The sequence below is a fragment of the Promicromonospora sukumoe genome, assembly GCF_014137995.1.
Lineage (GTDB): Bacteria > Actinomycetota > Actinomycetes > Actinomycetales > Cellulomonadaceae > Promicromonospora > Promicromonospora sukumoe.
Window position 1 is genome coordinate 3733998 of sequence record NZ_JACGWV010000001.1, and the last position, 20727, is coordinate 3754724.

18 protein-coding genes and 1 riboswitch are annotated in these 20727 nt (G+C 75.2%); of the genes, 11 read left to right on the forward strand and 7 right to left on the reverse strand.

Annotated features, from left to right (window positions below; translation table 11 throughout):
- Positions 1-7 precede the first annotated feature (7 nt).
- Positions 8-1351 (forward strand): TIGR01777 family oxidoreductase, encoded by a 1344-nt coding sequence (locus FHX71_RS16580; protein ID WP_182618162.1) that lies wholly within the window; start codon positions 8-10, stop codon positions 1349-1351.
- On the opposite strand, the gene FHX71_RS16585 is transcribed toward FHX71_RS16580, so the two are convergent.
- On the reverse strand, positions 1315-2553 hold the full coding sequence (locus tag FHX71_RS16585) for a VanZ family protein (RefSeq protein ID WP_182618164.1): 1239 nt from the start codon (positions 2551-2553) through the stop codon (positions 1315-1317). The genes FHX71_RS16580 and FHX71_RS16585 overlap by 37 nt on opposite strands.
- Positions 2554-2599: 46 nt before the next feature.
- Positions 2600-3733 (reverse strand): hypothetical protein, encoded by a 1134-nt coding sequence (locus tag FHX71_RS16590; RefSeq protein ID WP_220489707.1) that lies wholly within the window; start codon positions 3731-3733, stop codon positions 2600-2602.
- A gap of 131 nt (positions 3734-3864) precedes the next feature.
- Here FHX71_RS16590 and FHX71_RS16595 point away from each other — a divergent pair, with 131 nt between their 5' ends.
- A complete protein-coding gene (locus FHX71_RS16595) occupies positions 3865-5166 on the forward strand; it encodes an erythromycin esterase family protein (protein ID WP_182618166.1) in 1302 nt (433 codons plus the stop codon).
- Between the two features lie 42 nt (positions 5167-5208).
- Here the strand turns inward: FHX71_RS16595 and FHX71_RS16600 are convergent, their stop codons facing one another.
- Positions 5209-6105, reverse strand: a complete 897-nt coding sequence (locus FHX71_RS16600) for an alpha/beta fold hydrolase (RefSeq protein ID WP_312877070.1) — start codon at positions 6103-6105, stop codon at positions 5209-5211.
- 42 nt (positions 6106-6147) lie between these two features.
- On the opposite strand from FHX71_RS16600, the gene FHX71_RS16605 reads away from it, so the two are divergent.
- From FHX71_RS16605 to FHX71_RS16620, 5 genes are all read left to right on the forward strand, one after another.
- Positions 6148-6918, forward strand: a complete 771-nt coding sequence (locus tag FHX71_RS16605; protein WP_182618168.1) for a helix-turn-helix transcriptional regulator — start codon at positions 6148-6150, stop codon at positions 6916-6918.
- A gap of 181 nt (positions 6919-7099) precedes the next feature.
- Complete coding sequence (locus FHX71_RS28845) at positions 7100-8131, forward strand: iron-siderophore ABC transporter substrate-binding protein (protein WP_220490157.1); 1032 nt, start codon at positions 7100-7102, stop codon at positions 8129-8131.
- Positions 8128-9171 (forward strand): FecCD family ABC transporter permease, encoded by a 1044-nt coding sequence (locus tag FHX71_RS28850; RefSeq protein ID WP_312877072.1) that lies wholly within the window; start codon positions 8128-8130, stop codon positions 9169-9171. Before FHX71_RS28845 ends, FHX71_RS28850 begins: the two co-directional genes overlap by 4 nt.
- The gene (locus FHX71_RS16615; RefSeq protein WP_182618170.1) at positions 9168-10259 is read left to right on the forward strand and encodes a FecCD family ABC transporter permease; all 1092 of its coding nucleotides are present in this window, start codon (positions 9168-9170) and stop codon (positions 10257-10259) included. The genes FHX71_RS28850 and FHX71_RS16615 overlap by 4 nt, the downstream gene beginning before the upstream one ends.
- Positions 10256-11086, forward strand: a complete 831-nt coding sequence (locus FHX71_RS16620) for an ABC transporter ATP-binding protein (protein ID WP_182618172.1) — start codon at positions 10256-10258, stop codon at positions 11084-11086. The genes FHX71_RS16615 and FHX71_RS16620 overlap by 4 nt, the downstream gene beginning before the upstream one ends.
- 9 nt (positions 11087-11095) lie before the next feature.
- Here the strand turns inward: FHX71_RS16620 and FHX71_RS16625 are convergent, their stop codons facing one another.
- Both FHX71_RS16625 and FHX71_RS16630 read right to left on the reverse strand, forming a co-directional pair.
- Positions 11096-13822 carry a helix-turn-helix transcriptional regulator gene (locus tag FHX71_RS16625; RefSeq protein WP_182618174.1) on the reverse strand — a complete coding sequence of 909 codons (2727 nt, stop codon included), beginning with the start codon at positions 13820-13822 and terminating at the stop codon, positions 11096-11098.
- Positions 13823-13876: 54 nt separating this feature from the next.
- Complete coding sequence (locus FHX71_RS16630; protein WP_182618176.1) at positions 13877-14923, reverse strand: alpha/beta fold hydrolase; 1047 nt, start codon at positions 14921-14923, stop codon at positions 13877-13879.
- 114 nt (positions 14924-15037) lie between these two features.
- Between FHX71_RS16630 and FHX71_RS16635 the strand changes: the two genes are divergently transcribed.
- A complete protein-coding gene (locus tag FHX71_RS16635) occupies positions 15038-16627 on the forward strand; it encodes a tannase/feruloyl esterase family alpha/beta hydrolase (RefSeq protein WP_220489708.1) in 1590 nt (529 codons plus the stop codon).
- A 73-nt stretch (positions 16628-16700) separates the two neighbouring features.
- Here the strand turns inward: FHX71_RS16635 and FHX71_RS16640 are convergent, their stop codons facing one another.
- Positions 16701-17015: a DMT family transporter gene (locus tag FHX71_RS16640; RefSeq protein ID WP_182618178.1), complete on the reverse strand. Its 315-nt coding sequence runs from the start codon at positions 17013-17015 to the stop codon at positions 16701-16703.
- An 11-nt stretch (positions 17016-17026) separates the two neighbouring features.
- Positions 17027-17090, reverse strand: a riboswitch (guanidine-III (ykkC-III) riboswitch).
- 25 nt (positions 17091-17115) lie between these two features.
- On the opposite strand from FHX71_RS16640, the gene FHX71_RS16645 reads away from it, so the two are divergent.
- The 3 genes from FHX71_RS16645 (at position 17116) to FHX71_RS16655 (ending at position 19643) form a co-directional block, all read left to right on the forward strand.
- Positions 17116-17769 carry a DUF1345 domain-containing protein gene (locus tag FHX71_RS16645; protein ID WP_182618181.1) on the forward strand — a complete coding sequence of 218 codons (654 nt, stop codon included), beginning with the start codon at positions 17116-17118 and terminating at the stop codon, positions 17767-17769.
- Positions 17770-17911: 142 nt separating this feature from the next.
- Positions 17912-18289 (forward strand): SHOCT domain-containing protein, encoded by a 378-nt coding sequence (locus FHX71_RS16650; protein WP_182618183.1) that lies wholly within the window; start codon positions 17912-17914, stop codon positions 18287-18289.
- A gap of 10 nt (positions 18290-18299) precedes the next feature.
- Positions 18300-19643, forward strand: coding sequence for a hypothetical protein (locus tag FHX71_RS16655; RefSeq protein ID WP_182618185.1), 1344 nt, complete (start codon positions 18300-18302; stop codon positions 19641-19643).
- On the opposite strand, the gene FHX71_RS16660 is transcribed toward FHX71_RS16655, so the two are convergent.
- On the reverse strand, positions 19588-20703 hold the full coding sequence (locus tag FHX71_RS16660) for an NAD(P)-binding domain-containing protein (RefSeq protein WP_182618187.1): 1116 nt from the start codon (positions 20701-20703) through the stop codon (positions 19588-19590). The two genes, FHX71_RS16655 and FHX71_RS16660, sit on opposite strands and share 56 nt — an antisense overlap.
- Between the last annotated feature and the right edge of the window lie 24 nt (positions 20704-20727).

The window sequence follows — 20727 nt, forward strand, 5'->3', positions numbered from 1 at the left end:
AGGAACCATGGCACTGACCAGCACGAGCGTGGTGGGACACCCGAGGTCCGAGGTGTTCGCGTGGCACGAGCGACCCGGCGCGATCATGCGGCTCACCCCGCCGTGGTCGCCCCTGACGGTGGTCCGGGAGGCGTCGTCGCTCGACGGCGGTGAGGCCGTGCTACGGCTGCCCCTCGGCCTGCGGTGGGTCGCCCGGCACACCGGGTACGAGCCGCCGGAGCGGTTCGTCGACGAGCTGGTCTCCGCTCCCCTGCGCTGGGTGGTGCCGTGGCGGCACACCCACGAGTTCCACGCCGACGGCGACCGCACCCGCATCACCGACACCGTCGACACCCCGGTGCCCGGGGCCCTGCTGCGGTCCATGTTCGCCTACCGGCACCGCCAGCTCGGGATGGACCTCGCGGCGCAGGCCACGGCCCGCAACGGCGGCGACCGGCCGATGGTCGTCGCGATCACCGGCAGCCGCGGCCTGGTCGGCAGCGCCCTGGCGCCCTTCCTGACCACGGCCGGGCACCGCGTGGTCCGGCTCGTGCGCGGCGCCCCGCACGGCCCCGACGAACGCCGCTGGGACCCGCGGCGCCCGGCCGAGGACCTGCTGGAGGGCGTCGACGCCGTGGTCCACCTGGCCGGCGCCTCGATCGCGGGCCGGTTCACCGACGCGCACCGGGCCGCCATCCGCGACTCCCGCATCGGCCCGACGACGGCGCTCGCCGAGCTGGCCGCCCGCACCGCCGACGGCCCGCGGGTGTTCGTCAGCGCGTCCGCGATCGGGTTCTACGGTGCCGACCGGGGCGACGAGGTGCTCACCGAGACCAGCGCGCGCGGCGAGGGTTTCCTCGCCGACGTCGTCCACGACTGGGAGCAGGCGACCGCACCCGCCGACACCGCGGGCCTGCGCGTGGTCAACGTGCGCACCGGCCTGGTGCAGTCGCCCCGCGGCGGCACGCTGCAGATCTTCCACCCGCTGTTCGCGGCCGGGCTGGGCGGCCGGCTCGGCGACGGGCGGATGTGGCAGTCCTGGATCGGCATCGACGACCTGGTCGACGCCTACCACCGCGCGCTGTACGACACCCGGCTGTCCGGCCCGGTCAACGCCGTGGCTCCCACGCCGGTGCGCAACGCCGCCTACACCGCGACGCTCGCGGCGGTGCTGCGCCGCCCGGCGATCCTCCCGGTGCCGAGCCTGGGGCCGAAGCTGCTGCTCGGCCAGGAGGGCGCCGACGAGCTCGCCCAGGCCAGCCAGCGGGTCTCCCCCGCCGCGCTGCTCGCGGTGGGCCACCGGTTCCGGCACCCGACCCTGGAGCCGGCGCTGCGTCACCTGCTCGGCCGGGACCTCCGCGCGCGGGCCTGACGGGGCGGGCCGGCTGGGCTAACGGCGGGCGCGAGCGTCCGCGCGTCGACCAGCCGGTACGGGGCCACCTTCCCGGACAGGCCCCGCCGGTCTCGCGTGAACAGGACGGCGAGCACCAGCACGGTCGCCACCGTCGTCGCGAGCCCCTGCGCGGGGGCGAGCGCGCCGACGTCGAACATCGTCGCGGCGTCGGACAGCGCCTGGAGCAGGCCCCACAGGGCGCCGCCCGCGAGCCCGCGGCGCAGCCGGGCCGACGGCGCGAGCCGCGCCCGGCCGTCGCCGCCGGCGTGACCGTCGCGGCCGGCGTCACCGTCACCGTCGCCGTCCGCCGGGACGACCGCGAGCCACACCGTGCGCTGCCCGAGCGACTCCCCCGAGCCCGTGACCAGCGGCAGCACGAACACGAGCACCCACGCCAGGCCGCTCGTGCCCAGCCACACCGCCAGGGAGTCGGCGGCCGCGCGGCCCGTCAGCAGGTAGTAGCCCAGGCCGATCGTCAGGGCGAGCACGCCGGCCAGAGCGGTGTAGGCGAGGTAGTCCACGGCCATGCCGAACAGGCGGCGCCACAGCGTCACGGGCCGCGGCGTGCCCCGGCTTGCCGCCAGCGTGCGGGCGCCCGGCATCCAGCGCAGCACCCACGGTGCCACGAGCGCACCCAGGACCCCGCCGAGCGTGTTGGTCAGCAGGTCGTCGACGTCGGCGAGCCGGTACGAGCACGGGATCAGCCCGAAGATGCCGGTGAGCTGCGTGACCTCGATCAGCAGCGACGCTCCCAGCGCCGACGCCGCCGACGCGAACAGCCCCCAGCCCAGGTACCGGCGCACGAGGATGCCCCACGGCACGAACAGCACCACGTTGAACACGCCCTGGAGCACCGAGATGTCCCGCAGCGTGGCGCCCAGGGACAGCCCGGCGGTGCGCTCGCGGATGTCGGCGACGATCTGCAGGGGCCGCAGCTGTGCGCCGTCGTACCCGTAGCTCGCGCACCAGGTTGCCAGGTCCCCCGAGGGCAGCGGGAGCAGCGTGTACGCCACGAGCGCGGTGCCGTAGACGGCGAGCGCCGCCGCGCCGAGCAGCCGGGCCGGGCTGGTGGCGCCGTACCGGCGCACCTGGATCACGAGGATCGGGATGAGCAGGGCGAGGAACAGGCCCGTTCCGAGGAGCACGCCTATCCGGGCGGGCCACGTCCACACGTCGGTCACCCGGAAACGCTATGCGCCGGGTGAATTCCGCGCGCGGGGAGCGCCTCTACCCGTTCACGGAGTCACGCCGGCTCGCCCCGGAGGCGCCCGGACCTGGCACCCAGTCCTCGTCGTCGAGCACCCAGGCCGTCGCGTCCGGCCCGGGCCGGACCGTGTCGACGAACCAGAAGGTCTGGTCGGGGTTCCAGCCGGCGATGACGCTCGCGGTGTCGTCGCCGACGGGGATCGCCGTGCCGGCCGCGGCGAGGTAGGCGCCGACGGTGAGGTGGACGGCGTCGTACCGGGTGGCGACCGCCGCCCAGTCGGGCAGCACCCAGCGCCCTACGCGGCTGGTGGTGCGGTACCAGTCGTGCCGCTTCTGGGCGGTCACCTCCAGCGGGAACTCGCGGCACAGGGCGGCCCAGGCCTCGGGGCCGTCCACCTCGTAGACCCGGGCGTCCGCGGGGACGCCGACGCGGCGGGTCATGGCCCGCTCCCACCCCATGTCGTCCTCCACGAGCCACAGTCCCGTCGGCCCGTGCGGGCCGAGGCTGCGCGCGGTGTGCGTCAGGTCCGACGGCGGGGCGGACCACCAGGTGCCGCTCCAGGACGCCGTGGGGTCGTCGGGCCGGTCCTTGAGCGCGCTCCGCTCCTCGGCCCGGACCTCCGCGCTCCAGAGCGCGAGCCGGTCCGCCGCGCCCATCGGGGCGGGCTCCTGGTCGGTGTTCCAGGTGACCGCGTGCTGGTCGCCCGCCGCGAGGGGCTCGGTCCACCAGCCGACGGCGGCAGACCCGGCCACGTGCACCGCGACGCGCTCCAGGGCGGCGCGCACCACGGGAAGGGCGGCGAGCACGTCCTCGCCGTCGGGCTCCTGCCAGTAGCGGGCGACCGTCACCGTGTCGGCGAGGGTACGCAGCGAGGTCTCCGGGTCGAGCTCGGCGAGGGGCAACTCGCCCAGCAGGGCGGCGACCGACCCGGGCGTGGCGTCGTGCGGCTCCACGTCGCGGTCCCCGGTGCTCACCAGCACGACCGAGCGCCCGCGGCCCGGGTCGAGATCGTAGCCGGCCAGCATCGCGGCCACGGAGAACGGCCTCTCCGGCCGGTCGGTGCCCGCCGCCAGCGCCTCGGAGCGGCGCGCGTACTCCAGCAGGAACCGGCGCCCGCGCGACCCGCGCAGCAGCGTCTCCGGTGTGATCTTCACGTGGTTCCCCCTGGTTGTCGCCCTCGCACCGTATCCCGGGTACTCCCGGGGCACCGAGGTTTTAAGGACCCGCGTTGCGCCGTGAGCGCACACGGCGCCGTCCGCCGTCGGGCAGGGGCTACGTTCCGGGAGTGAGCGACGACCTGACCGCCTGGCTGCGCGCGAACGCGCGCCGCCTGGCGACCCTGGACCCGGACGCCGACGACGACACCGACCTGCTGCCGCTGCTGGAGATCGTGGGTGACGCGCGGGTCGTGGCGGTCGGCGAGTCGATGCACCGCCTCCACGAGACGTATCTGGTGCGGCACCGGGTCCTGCGGTTCCTGGCGCGGCACGGGTTCACGGCGTACGTGATGGAGTCGGGTTTCCCGGAGGGCCGGCTCGTGGACGAGTGGGTCGCCGGCCGCAGTGCGCGGCCGGTCCGTGAGGTCCTGGAGCAGGGCGTGACCTACAGCATGGGCCGGTGCCAGGAGATGCTCGACCTGCTGGCCTGGCTGCGCACGGACGGCGGCGTGCGGTTCTACGGGGCGGACGTGCCGGACTCGGCCGCGAGCGCCCGGCCGGCGGTCGAGGTGGTGGAGGCCTTCCTGGCCGACGTCGACCCGGGGTACGCGGCGCACGTGCTCGCGGACCTGCTGCCGCTGTTCGGCTACCTGCCGGCGGACCGGTCCGGGATCGCACAGGCGGCGCCCGCGCTGCACGCGTACATCGCGCTGCCGGCCGCCGAGCGGGCGGCACTGACGGCGCTGGTCGGCGAGCTCGCGGAGCGGGTGCGGGCCCGCCGGGTCGACTACCTGGAGGCCGGGGCGGACCCGGAAGAGGTGGCGTTCGCCGTGCACGCCGCGCGGGTGGCCCGGCAGACGGACGCGTTCCTCGCCGCGATGCCCGCGGGCGCGACGCGCGCCTACCCGCCGGGCAACGTGCGCGACGTGACCATGGCGGACACGGTCGAGTGGGTGCTGGAGCGCGAACCCCGCGTGGTGGTCGCCGCGGCGAACGGCCACGTGCAGCGCACCCCGTTCCACGCGCCGCCGTTCGTGCCCCAGCCGATGACGACGATGGGGCGCGAGCTCGCGGACCGGCTCGGGGACGACCTCGTGGTGCTCGGCACCACGTTCGGCGGCGGCACGGCCTGGCTGCACCGCCCGGGGCCCGACGACGCCCCGGGGCACTCCACCCCGTTCACCCAGGACCTCGGCGCGCTGGACCCGGGGAGCCTCGACGCCGCGCTCGCCGCGCCCGGGCTCGGCTCGTACTTCGTGGACCTGCGCACGGCCGACGGCGCGGCCGCCGCGGCCCTGGACGCGACGCGCGGCACGCACAACGGCGCCGAGCTGCAGCTCGTGGACGCCCGGCGGGCGTTCGACGCCGTCGTGCACATCGACCGGGTCACGCCCTGGCACACGTGGATCCCCGTGCCAGGCGGTCGCTGAGGCGAGACGGTCCGGAGCGGTGCTGCGCGCGCGGGCGTGGGGTCAGGCCGGGACGAGGCCCCGGACCTGTCGCGCCAGCGTGGGCCAGACGACGGGCGGCAGGTCGTGCCCGACGTCGTCGAGCACCAGGAGCCGGGCGCCGGGGACCGCGCGTGCCGTGGCGCGGGCCGCCGTCGTCCGCACCAGGGGGTCCTCCGCGCCGTGGACGACGAGCGTCGGGGTGCGCACCTCGCGCAGCCGGGGCCCGTGCCACGACGCGCGGAGCTGCCGGCCCATGGCGCGCATGTCGCGCGGGCCGCAGTCGAGGCCGCGCTCGATCCGGGCACGGGCCACCGCCTCGTCGACGGGGTACGCCGACGACGCCATGGCCCGGGCGACGGCGAGCGCGGACGCGACGTCGCCCTCCCGGCTCCGGGGATACCGAGCGGTGGCGCGCCGCGCGACCATCCCGTACCGCAGGTGCCGCAGCGCGCCCAGGCCCACGGCGTCGCTGGGCGGGGCGTCGCACGTGACGAGCCCGAGGGTCCGGTCCGGGTACCGCAGGGCGAACCGCTGCGCCACGACGCCGCCCTGGGAGTGCCCCAGCGCCACCGCGCGGTCCCAGCCGACGGCGTCGAGCACGGCGGCGGCGTCGTCCACCACGTCCTCGGCCGTGTAGGGCACGGAGCCCCCGCCGAACAGCGACGTCCACGAGACGCGCCGCTCGCTCGTGCCGAACCGGGTGGACTCCCCGGTGTCGCGCTGGTCGAACCGGACCACGTCGAAGCCCTCGTCGGCCAGCGCGCGACAGAAGCCGTCCGGCCACCAGAACCGGGACATGGCCAGGCCCATCAGCAGGAGCAGGGGTGTGCCGCGGCCGGTGCCGAACCGGTCGTAGGCGAGGGCGACGTCGCCGTTGCGCGCGAAGCGGGTCGGCGACCAGATGTCATGGCCGATCACCCCAACGATTCTCGCCCAGGCACTCCGATTACGCTGGCTCACATGCACGACAGCCGGTCCCTGCCGACGTTCGCCGCGGGCGCCGTCGACGTCCCGTACGTCATCCAGGGCATGGACGAGCTCGTCTCGCGCGACACCGTCTGGGAGGAGCACTCCCACCCGACGCACGAGCTGCTGTGGAACCTGCGCGGGGCGTCCAGCGCGACGACGGGCAGCCGCACCTGGACGATCACCCCGCTGGTGGGCCTGTGGGTGCCGGCCGGGGTGGTGCACTCCGGCCGCATGCCCGCGGGCACCTGGTACCGGGCGGCGCAGTTCGGCCTGCACGCCGCTCCCCCGCTGGCGCAGGAGCCGGTGGCCGTCGAGATCACGCCGCTGCTGGCCCTGCTGCTCGACCGGCTCGACGACGGCGCCCTGCCCACGGCGTCGCGCACGCTGACCGAGCAGATGGTGCTCGACGTCCTGGCGCCGTCGCCGCACGAGCTGTTCGTGCAGCGGCCGCGCGGCGACCTGCTGCGCCCCATCGCGACGGCCCTGACCGAGGACCCCGCCGACCAGCGCGGCCTGACGGACTGGGCGGTGCTCCTGGACGTCAGCCCCCGCACGATCACGCGGGCGTTCCGGGCCGAGACCGGGCTGAGCTTCGCCCGCTGGCAGGCGGTCCTGCGGGCGCAGCGCGCGATCCTCCTGCTCGCACAGGGCATCGCCGTCGAGCAGGTCGCCGAGCAGGTCGGCTACCGCTCCGCGAGCGCCTTCGGCGCCGCGTTCCGCCGGACGACGGGAACGACGCCGGCCCGGTACCGCCCGGCCTGAGTCCGCACCCGCGCCTGCACGCGCCCCAAACGCGTGTCCCGATCGCTACATCTGCCGTCCGTATCACTCGATTGCGTCAGAAGACCGGCAGTTCGTAGGATGTTAGGTAAACCTCTCCTAACTCGTGACCCAGTCACGGGTGCTCCGAGGTCCCCTGCACTTGAGAGCGAGCTACCTGCACATGCGCCCACGTCGTCTTCTTGCCCTGATCGCGGCCGGATCGGTGGCCTTCGGCCTGTCCGCCTGCGGCGGCACCTCCCCCGAGGCCACCGACGGGGAGAGCACCGCCGCGTCGTCGGGCGACTACCCGGTCGTGATCGAGCACGCCCTCGGCACCACCACCATCGAGGCGAAGCCGGAGCGCGTCGCCACGGTCGCCTGGGCCAACCACGAGGTCCCGCTCGCGCTGGGCGTCGTGCCGGTCGGCATGGCCGCCGCGAACTTCGGCGACGACGACGGCAACGGCCTGCTCCCCTGGGTCGAGGAGGAGCTCGACGAGCTGGGCGCCGAGCCGCCCGTGCTGTTCGACGAGACCGACGGCATCGACTTCGAGGCCGTCGCCGACACCGAGCCCGACGTCATCCTCGCCGGCTACTCCGGCCTGACCCAGGAGGACTACGACACGCTCAGCGAGATCGCCCCGGTCGTCGCCTACCCGGAGGCGCCGTGGGCCACGTCGTGGCGCGACGTCATCCTCTACAACAGCCAGGGCCTCGGCATGGCCGCGGAGGGCGAGGAGCTCGTGGCGAGCATCGAGCAGCAGATCGACGACACCGTCGGCGGGCACCCCGAGCTCGAGGGCAAGAACGCGATGTTCGTGACGCACGTCGACACCGCCGACCTGAGCACGGTCAACTTCTACACGGCCAACGACACCCGGGCCGCCTTCTTCGAGGACCTCGGCCTGGCCACCCCGGAAGCCGTCGTCGAGGCCTCGGCCGCCGGCGAGTTCTCCGGCAGCGTGAGCGCCGAGCAGGTGGACCTGTTCGACGACGTCGACCTGATCGTCACCTACGGCGACCAGGAGCTCGTGGACACACTGAAGGCCGACCCGCTGCTGTCGCAGATGCCGGCCGTCGCCAACGACGCCGTCGTCTTCCTGGACGGCGAGGGCCCGGCGGGCACCGCCGCGAACCCGACCCCGCTGGCGATCCCGTGGGTCCTGGAGGACTACGCCGACCTGCTGGCCGGCGCCGCCGCCAAGTCCGAGTGACCACTGCACCTCCCGTGAGCGGGCCGGGCGTCGCCGTCGTGCGGCGCCCGGCGCGTGTCCGGCTCCTGTGGCTGCTGGCCGTGGCCGCCGTGCTGGTCCTGCTGTGCGCGGCCTCGCTCGCCATCGGCTCCCGCGACGTCTCGTGGGCAGACATCGTGGCGGCCCTGGGCGGGTCCTCCGACGGGCTCGGCCAGGCCGCCGTCACCAAGCGCATCCCGCGCACCGTGCTCGCGCTGCTCGTGGGCGCCGCCCTCGGCCTGGCGGGCGCCGTCATGCAGGGCGTGACCCGCAACCCGCTCGCCGACCCCGGCATCCTCGGCGTGAACATGGGCGCCTCGCTGGCCGTCGTGGTCGGCATCGCGTGGTTCGGGATGTGGACCGCGACCGCCTTCATCTGGACGGCGGTGCTCGGCGCGGCCGTCACCGCCACGTTCGTCTACGTGGTCGGATCGCTCGGCCGCGGGGGCGCGACGCCGCTCAAGCTGGCCCTGGCCGGCGCCGCGACGTCGGCCGCGTTCGCCTCGTTCATCAGCGCCGTCGTGCTGCCCCGCGGGGACATCGCCGGCAACGTCCGGTCCTGGCAGATCGGCGGCGTCGGCGGCGCGAGCTTCGACAGCATCGCCCAGATGGCGCCGTTCCTCGTGGCCGGGACCCTGATCTGCCTGGTCGCGGCCCGCACGCTGAACGCGCTGGCCCTCGGCGACGAGCTCGCGACCGGCCTCGGGGAGCACGTCGCGCTCGCGCGCGGCCTGGCCTCCCTCGGCGCTGTCCTGCTGTGCGGGGCCGCCACCGCGATCGCCGGGCCCATCGCGTTCGTCGGGCTCGTCGTGCCGCACGTGTGCCGGCTGCTCGTCGGCGTCGACCACCGCTGGCTACTGCCGTTCTCCGCGCTGTCGGGCGCCGCCCTGCTCACCGCGGCCGACGTGCTCGGCCGCATCGTCGCGCGCCCCGACGAGCTCGAGGTGGGCATCATCACCGCGCTCGTCGGCGCCCCGTTCTTCATCTCGATCGTCCGCCGCCAGAAGGTCCGGGAGCTATGACCGGCACGCTCACCCCGCCGTCGGGCCCGGCCCCGACCAGCACCGTCCCGTCCGGCACGCCCACCGCCGTGGAGCGGGTCGCCGCCTCCCGTATCCGGCGCGGCCGACGACGCCGCCTCGTGATCGCCCTGCTCGCCACGCTCGTCGTGGTGCTGCTGGCCGTGACCCTCATGGTCGGCCGCACCTTCTACGCGCCCGCCGACGTCGTGGGCGTCATCCTGGGCCAGGACGTGCCCGGCGCCTCGTTCACCGTCGGCCGGCTGCGGCTGCCCCGCGCCGTGCTCGCCGCGCTGGCCGGCATCTGCTTCGGGCTGGGCGGCGTCACCTTCCAGACCATGCTGCGCAACCCGCTGGCCAGCCCCGACATCATCGGGATCAGCTCCGGCGCGAGCGCCGCGGCGGCCTTCGCGATCGTCCTGCTGGGTCTGGGCGGCGCGCAGGTCTCCGTGTTCGCCGTCGCCGCAGGTCTGGGTGTCGCCGTCCTGATCTACGTGCTGTCCTACCGCGGCGGCGTCGCGGGCACCCGGCTCATCCTGATCGGCATCGGCGTGGCCGCGATGCTCGACAGCGTCACCTCCTACGTGCTCAGCAAGGCGCCCCAGTGGGAGCTGCAGGAGGCGATGCGGTGGCTCACCGGCAGCCTGAACGGCGCCGCGTGGGACGACGTCGTGCCCGTCGTGATCGCGCTCGCCGTGCTCGGGCCCGCGCTGGTGGGTCAGGCCCGCAACCTCGCGGGCCTCCAGCTCGGGGACGACGCCGCCTCCGCCCTCGGGGTGCGCGTCGAGCGCACCCGCATCGTCCTGGTCGTGGCCGCCGTCGGCCTCATCGCGTTCGCGACCGCCGCGACCGGGCCCATCGCGTTCGTCGCGTTCCTCGCCGGGCCGATCGCCGCCCGCATCACCGGGCCCCACGGCTCGCCCCTGGTCCCCGCCGCCCTCGTCGGGGCGCTGCTCGTCCTGGTGGCCGACCTCGCCGGCCAGTTCGCGTTCGGCACCCGCTACCCCGTGGGCGTCGTGACGGGAGCGCTCGGCGCGCCGTACCTGATCTACCTCATCATCCGCACCAACCGCACCGGAGGCTCGCTGTGACCGCGGCCCACACCCTCCAGGCCACCGGCCTGTCCCTCGGCTACAAGGACCGCACGGTCATCTCCGGGTTCGACCTCGCCGTCCCGCCCGGGCGCATCACCGCGATCGTCGGCGCGAACGCCTGCGGCAAGTCGACGCTGCTGCGCGCCATGTCGCGCCTGCTCACGCCACGCGAGGGCCAGGTGCTGCTCGACGGCAAGCAGGTGCACCGCACCCCCGCCAAGGAGCTCGCCCGCACGCTCGGCCTGCTCCCGCAGTCGCCCATCGCCCCCGAGGGCATCACGGTCGGCGACCTGGTCGGGCGCGGCCGCAACCCGCACCAGCGCGCCCTGTCGCGGTGGAGCCGGGAGGACGACGAGGCCGTCGCCGCGGCGCTGGAGGCCACCCAGACCCTGGACCTCACGGAGCGCGCCGTCGACGAGCTGTCCGGCGGGCAGCGCCAGCGCGTCTGGATCGCCATGGCGCTCGCCCAGCAGACCGACGTGCTGCTGCTGGACGAGCCCACGACGTTCCTCGACGTCAGCCACCAGGTCGAGGTGCTCGACCTGCTCACCGACCTCAACCGGGCGCGCGGCACCACCATCGTCATGGTGCTGCACGACCTCAACCTCGCCGCCCGCTACGCCGACCATCTCGTCGCGCTCGCCGACGGGCGCGTGCACGCCGCCGGCGAGCCCGGCGACGTGCTCACCACCGACACCGTGCGCGCGGTGTTCGGGCTGGAGAGCCAGGTGATCACGGACCCGACGTCGGGCAGGCCGCTCATGCTGCCCCTCGGGCGGCACCACGTGACGGCGCCCGCTGCCCCCGCTGTGCCCGCTCCCTGAGCCGCAGGCTCAGCGCTCCCGCAGCGCCCCGGCCAGCTCGCGCCGCGAGGCGATGCCGAGCTTGCCGAACACCTTGCGCAGGTGCCACTCGACGGTGCGCGGGCTGAGGAACAGCTCAGCGCCGATCTCCGGGTTGGTCCGGCCGGCCACCGCGAGGCGCGCGATCTGCGCCTCCTGGGCGGTGAGCGTGTCCGCCGCCCCGGCGGTGCGCCGGCGCACCGTCTCGCCCGTGGCCGCCAGCTCCCGGCCGGCGCGCCCGGCGAAGCCCTCCGCGCCCGCCGCGGCGAACACCTCGTGCGCGGCGCGCAGGTGGTCGCGCGCGGCGCCGCGCCGGTTCTCGCGGCGCAGCCACTCGCCGTACAGCAGCCGGGCCCGCGCCGTCTGGAGCACCAGCCGGGTACCGCCCAGCAGCTCGACCGCCTCGCGGTAGCGGTCCTCGGCCGCGGCGGCTGGGCCCGCGAGCGCGTCGGCCAGCGCCTGGGTGCCCAGCGCCCAGCTCGTCCCGGCCGCGGCCGTGCGTTCGGCCAGCCGCTCGCGCGCCTCGCCGGCCGCGGCGGCGTCCCCGCAGCGCGCGGCCGCCTCGACCAGCTCGCCGAGCGTCCAGCCGGTCAGGGCGAGGTCGTCGTACGCGGCCGCGCGCCGTGCGGCTTCCAGGGCCGCCGGGTACCGGCCGAGCCCGTTGTGCAGCACGGCCTCGGCGTAGCCCGCCAGCCCGAGCCAGCGGCCCTCGCCGCGGGCCTCGGCCTCGCGGACGGTCGCCTCGACCAGCCGCGCCGCGTGCTCCTCGACGCCCCGGTGCGCGGCCAGGGTGAGCGCGGCCGACGGGTGCAGGGGCTGCGCGAACGCCTCGGCCTCCCGCAGCAGGTCGCCCGCCTCGGCGAACCGCGCCTCCGCCACCAGGGCACCCGCCCGGAAGGTGAGGGCCGTGGGGAGCTGGGACCGCGCACCGGCCAGCCGGGCCGAGGCGAGCGCCCGCTCGGTGAGCCGGTGCCACGCGGCGTCGTCCCACAGCTCGTGCGCCACCGGCGCGGACAGCCACAGGAGCGGCGCGTCGTCGTCGGTCAGTGCGGCGAGCGCCCGACGCAGGTGCGGGACGGCGGGCCCGTAGCCGGCCGTGGCCCGCACGGTCAGCCCGGTGAGGAACAGGCCGACGGCGTCCTGGGCCGGCTCGGCATGGTGGGCCGGCACCGCGTGCCGGGCGGCGTCGGCCGCGCGGTGCAGGTCGTCGTCGCCGAGCCGGCCCGCGTGCATCGCCGCGCCGAGCGCCCAGAGGTACGTCTCGCGGGCCGCGGCGGGGTCCAGCCCGTCGAGCCGGCGTGCGGCCTCCAGCAGCGGGGCCACGGCACCCCGGCCGCGGTCGAGCGCGAACGCCGCCTGGGCGCGGAGCCGCTCCACCCCGGCACGCTGCAGCGGGTCGAGCGGGCCGAGCTCCGCGGCCGAAAGCAGGGCGGGCACCGCCTCCGGGGCGCCGGAGGCGAACCGGGCGCGGGCGGCGGCCAGCACCCGCGCGGCCCGCAGCTTGGGGTCCTGGGTCAGCTCCGCTGCCCGCTCCAGGAACGACGCCGCGGCGGAGCGCCCGCCTCGCGCGAGGGCCCGGCCGGCGGTGCGCTCCAGCTCGCCGGCGACGTCGTCGTCCGGGCCGGGCGTCGCGTGGGCGCGGTGCCACGCGTGGCGGTCGGGGTCCTGGCCGGGGTCGTTCACCTTCGCGAGCGCGCGGTGGACGGCGCGCAGCTCGTCGGGGCTGGCCGAGCGCCAGCAGGCCGAACGCACCAGCGGGTGCTGGAACCGCACCCGGGTGCCGATCCGGAGCAGCCCCGCGGCCTCGGCTGCCGCCGCGGCGTCCGGCCCGACGCCGAGCCGGTCCAGCGCGCGCCACAGCAGCGGCACATCGCCGACCGGCTCGACGGCGGCGGCGAGCAGGAGCGTGCGGGTGTCCGCGGGGAGCGCCGCGAGCCGGCGCCGGAAGCCGTCCTCGACCCGGTCCGCGACGGGCGCCGCGGCCGGGGCGCCGAACCCGAAGGAGAGCTCCGCCGGCGTGAGGCCCCGGGGCAGCTCCCGGAGCGCGAGCGGGTTGCCGCGCGTCTCGGCGAGGATGCGCTCCCGGACGTGGGCGTCGACGGGTCCCGGCAGCACCGTGTCGAGCAGGTCGCCGGCGTCGGCCGCCGGGAGCCCGTCGACCCGCAGCTCGGGCAGGCCCGGGAGGAACCGCTCGTCGCCGGGGCTACGCAGGGCGAGGACCAGGGCGACCGACTCGGCCTGCAGGCGGCGGGCGACGAAGGTCAGGATCACCTCGGACATCCGGTCCACCCACTGCAGGTCGTCCACGAGGCACACCAGCGGCCGCTCCGCCGCGGCCTCGGCGAACAGCCCGAGCACCGCCAGGCCGACCAGCAGTGCCTCGGGCGGCTCGCCGGAGCCCAGCCCGAAGGCGGTGGCGAGGGTGTCGCGCTGCGGTGCGGGGAGCCCGTCGAGGTGGCCCAGGAGCGGCGCGCAGAGCTGCTGCAGCGCCGAGTAGGCGATCTCGGACTCCGGCTCGACGCCGACGACGCGGACCACCCGGGCGGTCCCGGCCCCCGCGGACAGGTGGTCCAGAAGCGCCGTCTTGCCGATGCCGGCCTCTCCCCGGAGCACCAGCACCCGGCTGTGCCCGGCCCGGACCTCGCGCAGCAGCTCGTCGAGCGCGTCCGTCTCGCGCCGTCGGCCGCGCAGCACCGTTCCCGCCGTCTCGCTCCGCACACGAACCTCCCCGCGGAGGCTACCCCGTGCGCCGCCCCCGCCCGGGACGGCAGGTCAGAGCCGGTCCGCGTCGACCACCGCGCGCGCGAAGGCGGCGGGCGCCTCCTGTGGCACGTTGTGGCCGACGCCGCGGAACGTCCGGTGGTCGTAGGGCCCGGTGAACATGTCGCGGTAGCCCGCGCCCTCGCCGGGCGGCGTGAAGGGGTCTCGCTCGCCGTCGATCGTCACTGTCGGCACCGCGATCCTCGGCCCCGCGGCCAGCCGGGCCTCGACGTCGTCGAACCGGGGGTCGCCGTCGGCCAGGCCGAGCCGCCAGCGGTAGTTGTGCAGCACGATCGCGGCGTAGTCCGGGTTGGTGAACGCGGCCGCCGTCCGGTCGAAGGTGGCGTCGTCGAACCGCCAGGTGGGCGAGCTGAACGTCCAGACCACGCGGGCCAGCTCCTTGCGGTAGTGCTCGTCCTGGAGGCCGAGGCGTCCGCGCTCGGTGGCGAAGTAGTACTGGTACCACCAGGCCCACTCGCGGCCGGGGTCGATGGGTGCCTGGTTGGCCGCGCGATTGGTGATGAGGTAGCCCGTCACCGAGACGAGCGCCTTGACGCGCTCGGGCCACAGGGCCGCGACGATGTCGGCGGTGCGTGAGCCCCAGTCGTAGCCCGCCAGCACGGCCCGCTCGATGCGGAGCGCGTCGAGCAGCGCCACGACGTCGCGGGCGACGACGACCTGCTGCGCGTTGCGGAAGGTGTCCGGCGACAGGAACGTGGTGCTGCCGTGGCCCCGCAGGTACGGCACGATCACGCGGTACCCGCGGGCGGCGAGCAGCGGCGCCACCTCGGCGTAGCTGTGGATGTCGTACGGCCAGCCGTGCAGCAGCACCACGGGGGCGCCGTGGACGGGCCCGAGCTCCGCGTAGCCGACGTCGAGCTCCCCGGCGCGGACCTGCTTGATCACGGGGAACGACGGCGCGGGCCGGGTTGCGGCCGGAGCAGCGGGAGCGGCGGCCGCGGGCGACACGGCCGCGGCCGCCTCCGCGGGCAGGGCGGCGGCGCCGGTTGCCGCGGTGGCGAGCAGTCCGGCGGTCCTGACGAATGTCCTTCTGTCCATGGGCCTCACCCTCGCCCCGGCGGGCGGTCCGTCGCGCCCGGGGACATCCCTGGTGTGCACACCAGGGTGTCTCCCTGGGGCGGTCCCGGCGGCCGCCGGGCCAGGGTGTGCAGCATGAACAAGCTAGCCATCCTGATCACGGCGGCGCTCTCGGCGTCGGCCGGGCTGCTGCCGCTCGCGGCACCCGCGAGCGGGCCCGCCGACGGCGCCCGCCCCGCGCCGTCGGTGTGCGCGCCCGTGACCGTCTCCGCGCCGCGCGGCGCCACGGTCGAGTCCGTGACCGCCCAGGGGTACCCCGCCGGCACCGTCACGTTCCCCGAGGCGACGCCGCCGCTCCAGACGCCCGCCCCCATCCCCGACGTGCCCGCCCGGTGCGACATCACGGTGACCCTCACGCACGGCCGGGCCGGCGACCACGAGACCGTCAAGGTCTCGCTGCCGCAGGACCGGGCCGACTGGTCGGGCCGCTTCCAGGCCACCGGCGGCAGCGCGTACCTGGCCGGCGACCTGGGCGCCACCCTGGTCGCGGCCGTGAAGGACGGGTACGCCGCCGCGGCCACCGACGCGGGGATCGGCCAGTCCGCGGCCGACGTCAGCGGCTGGGCGCTGACGTCGGACGGGCGGGTCAACGGGCCCCTCCTGGAGAACTTCGCGTCCCGGTCGGTGCACGACCTCGCGGTGGTCGGCAAGTCCGTGACCAAGGCTTTCTACGGGACCAAGGCCACCTACTCCTACTGGAACGGCTGCTCCACGGGCGGCCGCCAGGGGTACGTGGCGGCGCAGGAGTACCCGCAGGACTTCCAGGGCATCCTGGCCGGCGCGCCCGCGGTGAGCTGGGACCGGTTCGCCGTGGCGACGCTGTGGCCGCAGGTCGTGTTCGACGAGGAGGACGTCGCCCCCGCGCCGTGCGAGCTGGAGGCCTTCAACACGGCCGCGGTCGACGCCTGCGACACCATCGACGGTGTGCGGGACGGCATCATCGACGACCCGCAGGACTGCACGTGGGACCCGCGCGAGCTGGTCGGCACCCAGGTGGACTGCGACGGCGCGACCTACACGATCTCGGCCGACCTCGCGGACGCCGTCCGCAAGATCTGGCAGGGCCCGGTCAGCCGGTCGGGGCACCCGCTCTGGTACGGGCCGAACAAGGGCGCCGCGTTCAACTGGCTCGCCACGCCCGGCCAGCCGTTCCTGGTGGCCGACCAGTGGGTCCGGTACTTCGTCGCCAAGGACCCGCAGCTCGACACCGCCCACCTGACCTACCGGCAGTTCGAGAAGCTGTTCGCGACGTCGCAGCGCGAGTTCCACCCCGTCATCGGCAGCGACGACCCGGACCTGTCCGCGTTCGCCCGCTCCGGCGGCAAGCTGCTGAGCTGGCACGGCCAGGCGGACGAGCTCGTGCCCACCCAGGGCACCGTCGACTACCGCGAGCGCGTCACCAAGGCCATGGGCGGCAACGCCCGGGTCGACTCCTTCTACCGCCTGTTCCTGCCGCCTGGCGTGAACCACTGCGGCATCGGCACGGACCCGCTGGACACCCTGGTGGACTGGGTCGAGAAGGGGAAGGCCCCGGCGACGCTGCCCGCCGTCGTCACCGAGCGCGACGGCCGGACCGTCACGCGTGAGGTGTGCCGCTACCCGCTGGTGACCCGCTACGAGGGCGACCCGGCCGACGGCGCCGGCTACCGCTGCGTCACCGGCTGACCCGAGCGGCCTGAACGACGGGCGGCGGTCCCCCAAGGGGCCGCCGCCCGTCGTGCCCGGTGGGCCTGTTCACTCAGTGCGTCAGCTTGAGCCCGATGACGCAGCCGATCAGGCCCACGATCAGCAGCACGCGGACCACGGAGACCGGCTCGGCGCCGGTGGCCATGGCCCAGACGACGGTGGTCGCCGCGCCGATGCCGACCCAGACCGCGTAGGCGGTCCCGACGGGCAGCTCGCGCAGGGCGAACGCGAGGCCGCCCATGCTGGCGACGAGGGCGACGCCGAAGACGATGCTCGGGCCGACGTTGCTGAAGCCTTCCGAGCGGCTCAGCGCGGTGGCCCAGACGGCCTCCAGGAGGCCGGAGACGACAAGGACGATCCAGGACATGGTGTGCTCCTCAGATGCCGTCTTGTCGCACACCGGGTACGGCAACCCTCGTCCGGGAACCCCTGTGGGCTCTGCCCCGATCTTCGCACACACTGGGTCCATGACCCAGAGCATGCGGCGCCTGAGCAGGGTGCTGGACGGCCCGCACGGTGTGCGGATCATCGTGTCCCTGCTGGCCGGCGGCCTCCTGGGCTGGCTGCTGGCGTGGAACTCCGTGGCGGCCGCGGTGCTCGGCGGGTGGGCCGGCGCCGGGCTCGTGTTCGTCGTCTGGACCGCGCTGGTGATCGTGCCGATGGGCCCGCGCGCGACCAGCGAGCACGCCGTCCGCGAGGAGCCCACCCGGGGGACAGCGCACGGGATCGTGCTGCTCGCCGCCGTGGCGAGCCTGGGCGGGGTCGTCGTCGTGCTCGTGGGCGGCGTGCGGGCCGACGGCACCGTCACCACGGCCGCCGTCCTCACCTCCGTGGTGGTCTCCTGGGCCTGCGTGCACACGGTGTTCGCGCTGCACTACGCCCGCGCCTACTACACGGCGCCCGCGGGCGGGATCGACTTCCACCAGACGGCGCCGCCCCGGTACACCGACTTCACCTATCTGGCGGTCACCGTCGGGATGAGCTTCGCCGTGTCCGACACCGACCTCGGCTCCTCCGAGATGCGCCGGATCGCGCAGGTGCACGCGCTGCTGGCCTACCTGTTCGGCACCGTGATCGTGGCGCTGCTGATCAACCTGGTCGCAGGCCTCGCGAACAGCTAGGCCGCGCCGCTCACCCGATTCGGGTGAACCTTCCCTGGTCCGCCCGCCGTTCCCGATCCGCGCGGTTACCTTGAAATTGCGCTCGGGCTCTACCTCCGGTGCGCTCCGAGCGATCGGACGGCCGTCGAGAACGGGGCGAGTCATGGATTTCTGGGACTTCTTCTGGCTGATCGTCTACAGCTTCTTCTTCGTGGCGTACCTCATGGTGCTGTTCCAGATCATCGGAGACCTCTTCCGCGACCACGAGCTCTCCGGCTGGTGGAAGGCGCTGTGGATCATCTTCCTCATCTTCCTCCCGGTCATCACCGCGCTCGTCTACCTCATCGCCCGCGGCCGGGGCATGGCGGAACGGCACGTCGCCGGGATGGAGCAGGCACGCCGGGACACCGAGACCTACATCCGTGACGTCGCGTCCGGCCCGTCCCCGGCCGACCAGATCGCCAGCGCCAAGGCGCTCCTCGACGCGGGCACCATCTCGTCGGCGGAGTTCGAGCGGCTGAAGTCGAAGGCCCTGGTCTGAGGTAGGTACCGTGAACGACGCCGCCGAGCCACCCGACGCAGCCGCCCGGCTGGCCGCCCTGGAGCGTGAGAACGCCGAGCTCCGGGAGCGGCTGGCCGGGACCACCGGCGCCGGCCCGGCCACGGCCGCGCCGACCCAGGAGCACCATCGGGCCCGGAGCGCGACCGCCGTCGTCCTGATCCTGCTCGGCGCGCTGCTCGCCCCGGTCGGCGTGGTCGCCGCCTGGGCCGAGCGCACCCTCACCGACACCGACCGCTACGTCGCCACCGTGGCGCCCCTGGCCCAGGACCCGGTGGTGCAGCAGGCGGTGGCCGGGCGGCTGACCACCGCCGTCATGGACAAGATCGACGTCGGGGCGATCCTCACCGACGTCCAGCAGGGGCTCGACGCGCGCGGCGTCGCCCCGCGGGCCGCCCGGGCGATCACCGCGCTGGAAGGCCCCCTGACCAGCGGCGTCGAGTCGTTCGTCCGCAACGCCGCGGACCGCGTGGTGGAGAGCGACCAGTTCGAGTCCGCCTGGGACCAGGCCAACCGGGTGGGGCACGAGCAGCTCGTACAGGTCATGCAGGGCAACGGGGGCGACGTCGCCCAGATCAGCCAGAACGGCGCGCTCACCATCCAGCTCGGCGGGCTGGTCGACATCCTCAAGCAGCGCCTCGTGGACCGGGGGCTGACGATCGCGGGAAACCTGCCGTCGATCAACGCGTCGTTCACCGTGATGCAGTCCAGCCAGCTCGTGCAGATCCAGAACCGGTACGCCCAGATCGTGGCGCTGGGCACCTGGCTGCCGTGGATCGTGCTGGTGCTGCTGGCCGCCGGCGTCGTCGTCGCGGTGCACCACACGCGCACCCTGGTCGTCGCCGGACTCGCGCTGGCCGCCGCGATGGTGGTCCTGGGGATCGGGCTCGCGATCGCGCGCGGGCTGTACCTCGACGCGCTCAACGGCAAGGTGCTGCGGCTCGACGCCGCCGAGGTCGTCTTCGACCAGCTCGTCTCGTTCCTGCGGGTCACGCTGCGCACGGTCGGGGTGCTCGGCCTCGTCGTCGCGCTGGCCGCCTACCTCGGCGGGTCGAGCGCGTCGGCGCGCGGGCTGCGCTCCGGGATCGGCACGGGCATGGGCCGCGTCCGGGACTGGGCCGAGGGCCGGGGCGTCTCCACCGGCCCGGTCGGCCTGTGGCTCGCCCGCTACCGCAACGTCGCGCGGATCGCCGTCATCGCGCTCGCGGCCCTGGTGCTGCTGCTCGCCGGCAGCCCGACGCCGGCCCTCGTCGTCGGGATCGCCGCCGGGGCCGTGGTGCTCATCCTGCTGATCGAGCTGGTAGCGCGGCCGGGAGCCGCCGGACCAGCGCCGTGACCGCCTCGCGGCCGGCGCGGTTGGCGCCGACCGTGGACTGCGACGGCCCGAACCCGATGAGGTGCACCCGGGGCTCGCCCGCCACCTGGGTGCCGTCCATCGTGATGCCGCCCAGGTCGTTGCGCAGGCCCAGCGGGCCCAGGTGCGCCAGGTCCGCCTTGAAGCCGGTGGCCCAGAGGATCGCGTCGAGCGGCGTCAGGCTCCCGTCGGCCTCGCGCACGCCGTCGGGCTCGATCGCGGTGAACATCGGACGCCGCTCCAGGGCGCCGCGCTCCTTGGCGGCCAAGGCATAAGGCGTCCAGACCAGCCCCGTGTAGGACACGACGCTGCCGGTGGGCCGCCCCGCGGCGACGTCGGCCATGACCTTGACGATGGTCTCGCGACCCAGGGTCTCGCTGCGGAACTCGTCGTGGAAGACGGGCTCGCGCCGCGTGTACCAGCGGGTGGTCGCGACGCGCGAGATCTCCTCCAGGAGCTGGAGCGCGGAGATTCCTCCGCCGACGACGGCGACGCGCTGCCCGGCGAAGTCCTCGGAGCGCACGTAGTCGCGGGTGTGGAGCTGCCGGCCGCGGAACGTATCCTGGCCCGGGTAGCGCGGCAGCACGGGGTTGGTCCAGGTCCCGGTCGCGTTGATGACGGCGCCCGTGGTCCACGAGCCGTGGTCGGTCGTGACGACGAGGTCGCCGTCGGGCTCGTCGTCGGCCCGGCGGACGGCGACCACCCGGACCGGGCGCAGGATCGGGAAGCCGAAGGCCTGCTCGAAGCCCGCGAAGTAGCGCGGGACGGCCAGCCTGCTGGGTTCGGCGTCGTCGACGGCGGGCAGGGCCAGGCCCGGCAGGTCGAAGATCCCGTTGACCGTGGCCATCCGGAGCGACTCCCAGCGGTGCTGCCAGGCGCCGCCGGGCGCCGGGTTGGCGTCCAGCACCACGTAGGTGCGCTCCGCCTCCGGCTGGTCGACGGCGCTCACGAAGCCGCGGCGCTGGAGGTGGTACGCGGCCGAGAGCCCGGCCTGCCCGGCCCCGATCACCACAACGGTCGCACGCCTCAGGATGTCGCTCACACCAGCAACAACAGCCCGAGGCGG

Excerpts from the sequence above, each read along its gene's own strand:
- FHX71_RS16580 (WP_182618162.1), top strand. The coding sequence starts at position 8 with ATGGCACTGACCAGCACGAGCGTGGTGGGACACCCGAGGTCCGAGGTG.
- FHX71_RS16605 (WP_182618168.1), top strand. The coding sequence starts at position 6,148 with ATGCACGACAGCCGGTCCCTGCCGACGTTCGCCGCGGGCGCCGTCGAC.
- FHX71_RS28845 (WP_220490157.1), top strand. The coding sequence starts at position 7,100 with ATGCGCCCACGTCGTCTTCTTGCCCTGATCGCGGCCGGATCGGTGGCC.
- FHX71_RS16615 (WP_182618170.1), top strand. The coding sequence starts at position 9,168 with ATGACCGGCACGCTCACCCCGCCGTCGGGCCCGGCCCCGACCAGCACC.
- FHX71_RS16630 (WP_182618176.1), bottom strand. The coding sequence starts at position 14,923 with ATGGACAGAAGGACATTCGTCAGGACCGCCGGACTGCTCGCCACCGCG.
- FHX71_RS16635 (WP_220489708.1), top strand. The coding sequence starts at position 15,038 with ATGAACAAGCTAGCCATCCTGATCACGGCGGCGCTCTCGGCGTCGGCC.
- FHX71_RS16640 (WP_182618178.1), bottom strand. The coding sequence starts at position 17,015 with ATGTCCTGGATCGTCCTTGTCGTCTCCGGCCTCCTGGAGGCCGTCTGG.
- FHX71_RS16645 (WP_182618181.1), top strand. The coding sequence starts at position 17,116 with ATGACCCAGAGCATGCGGCGCCTGAGCAGGGTGCTGGACGGCCCGCAC.
- FHX71_RS16650 (WP_182618183.1), top strand. The coding sequence starts at position 17,912 with ATGGATTTCTGGGACTTCTTCTGGCTGATCGTCTACAGCTTCTTCTTC.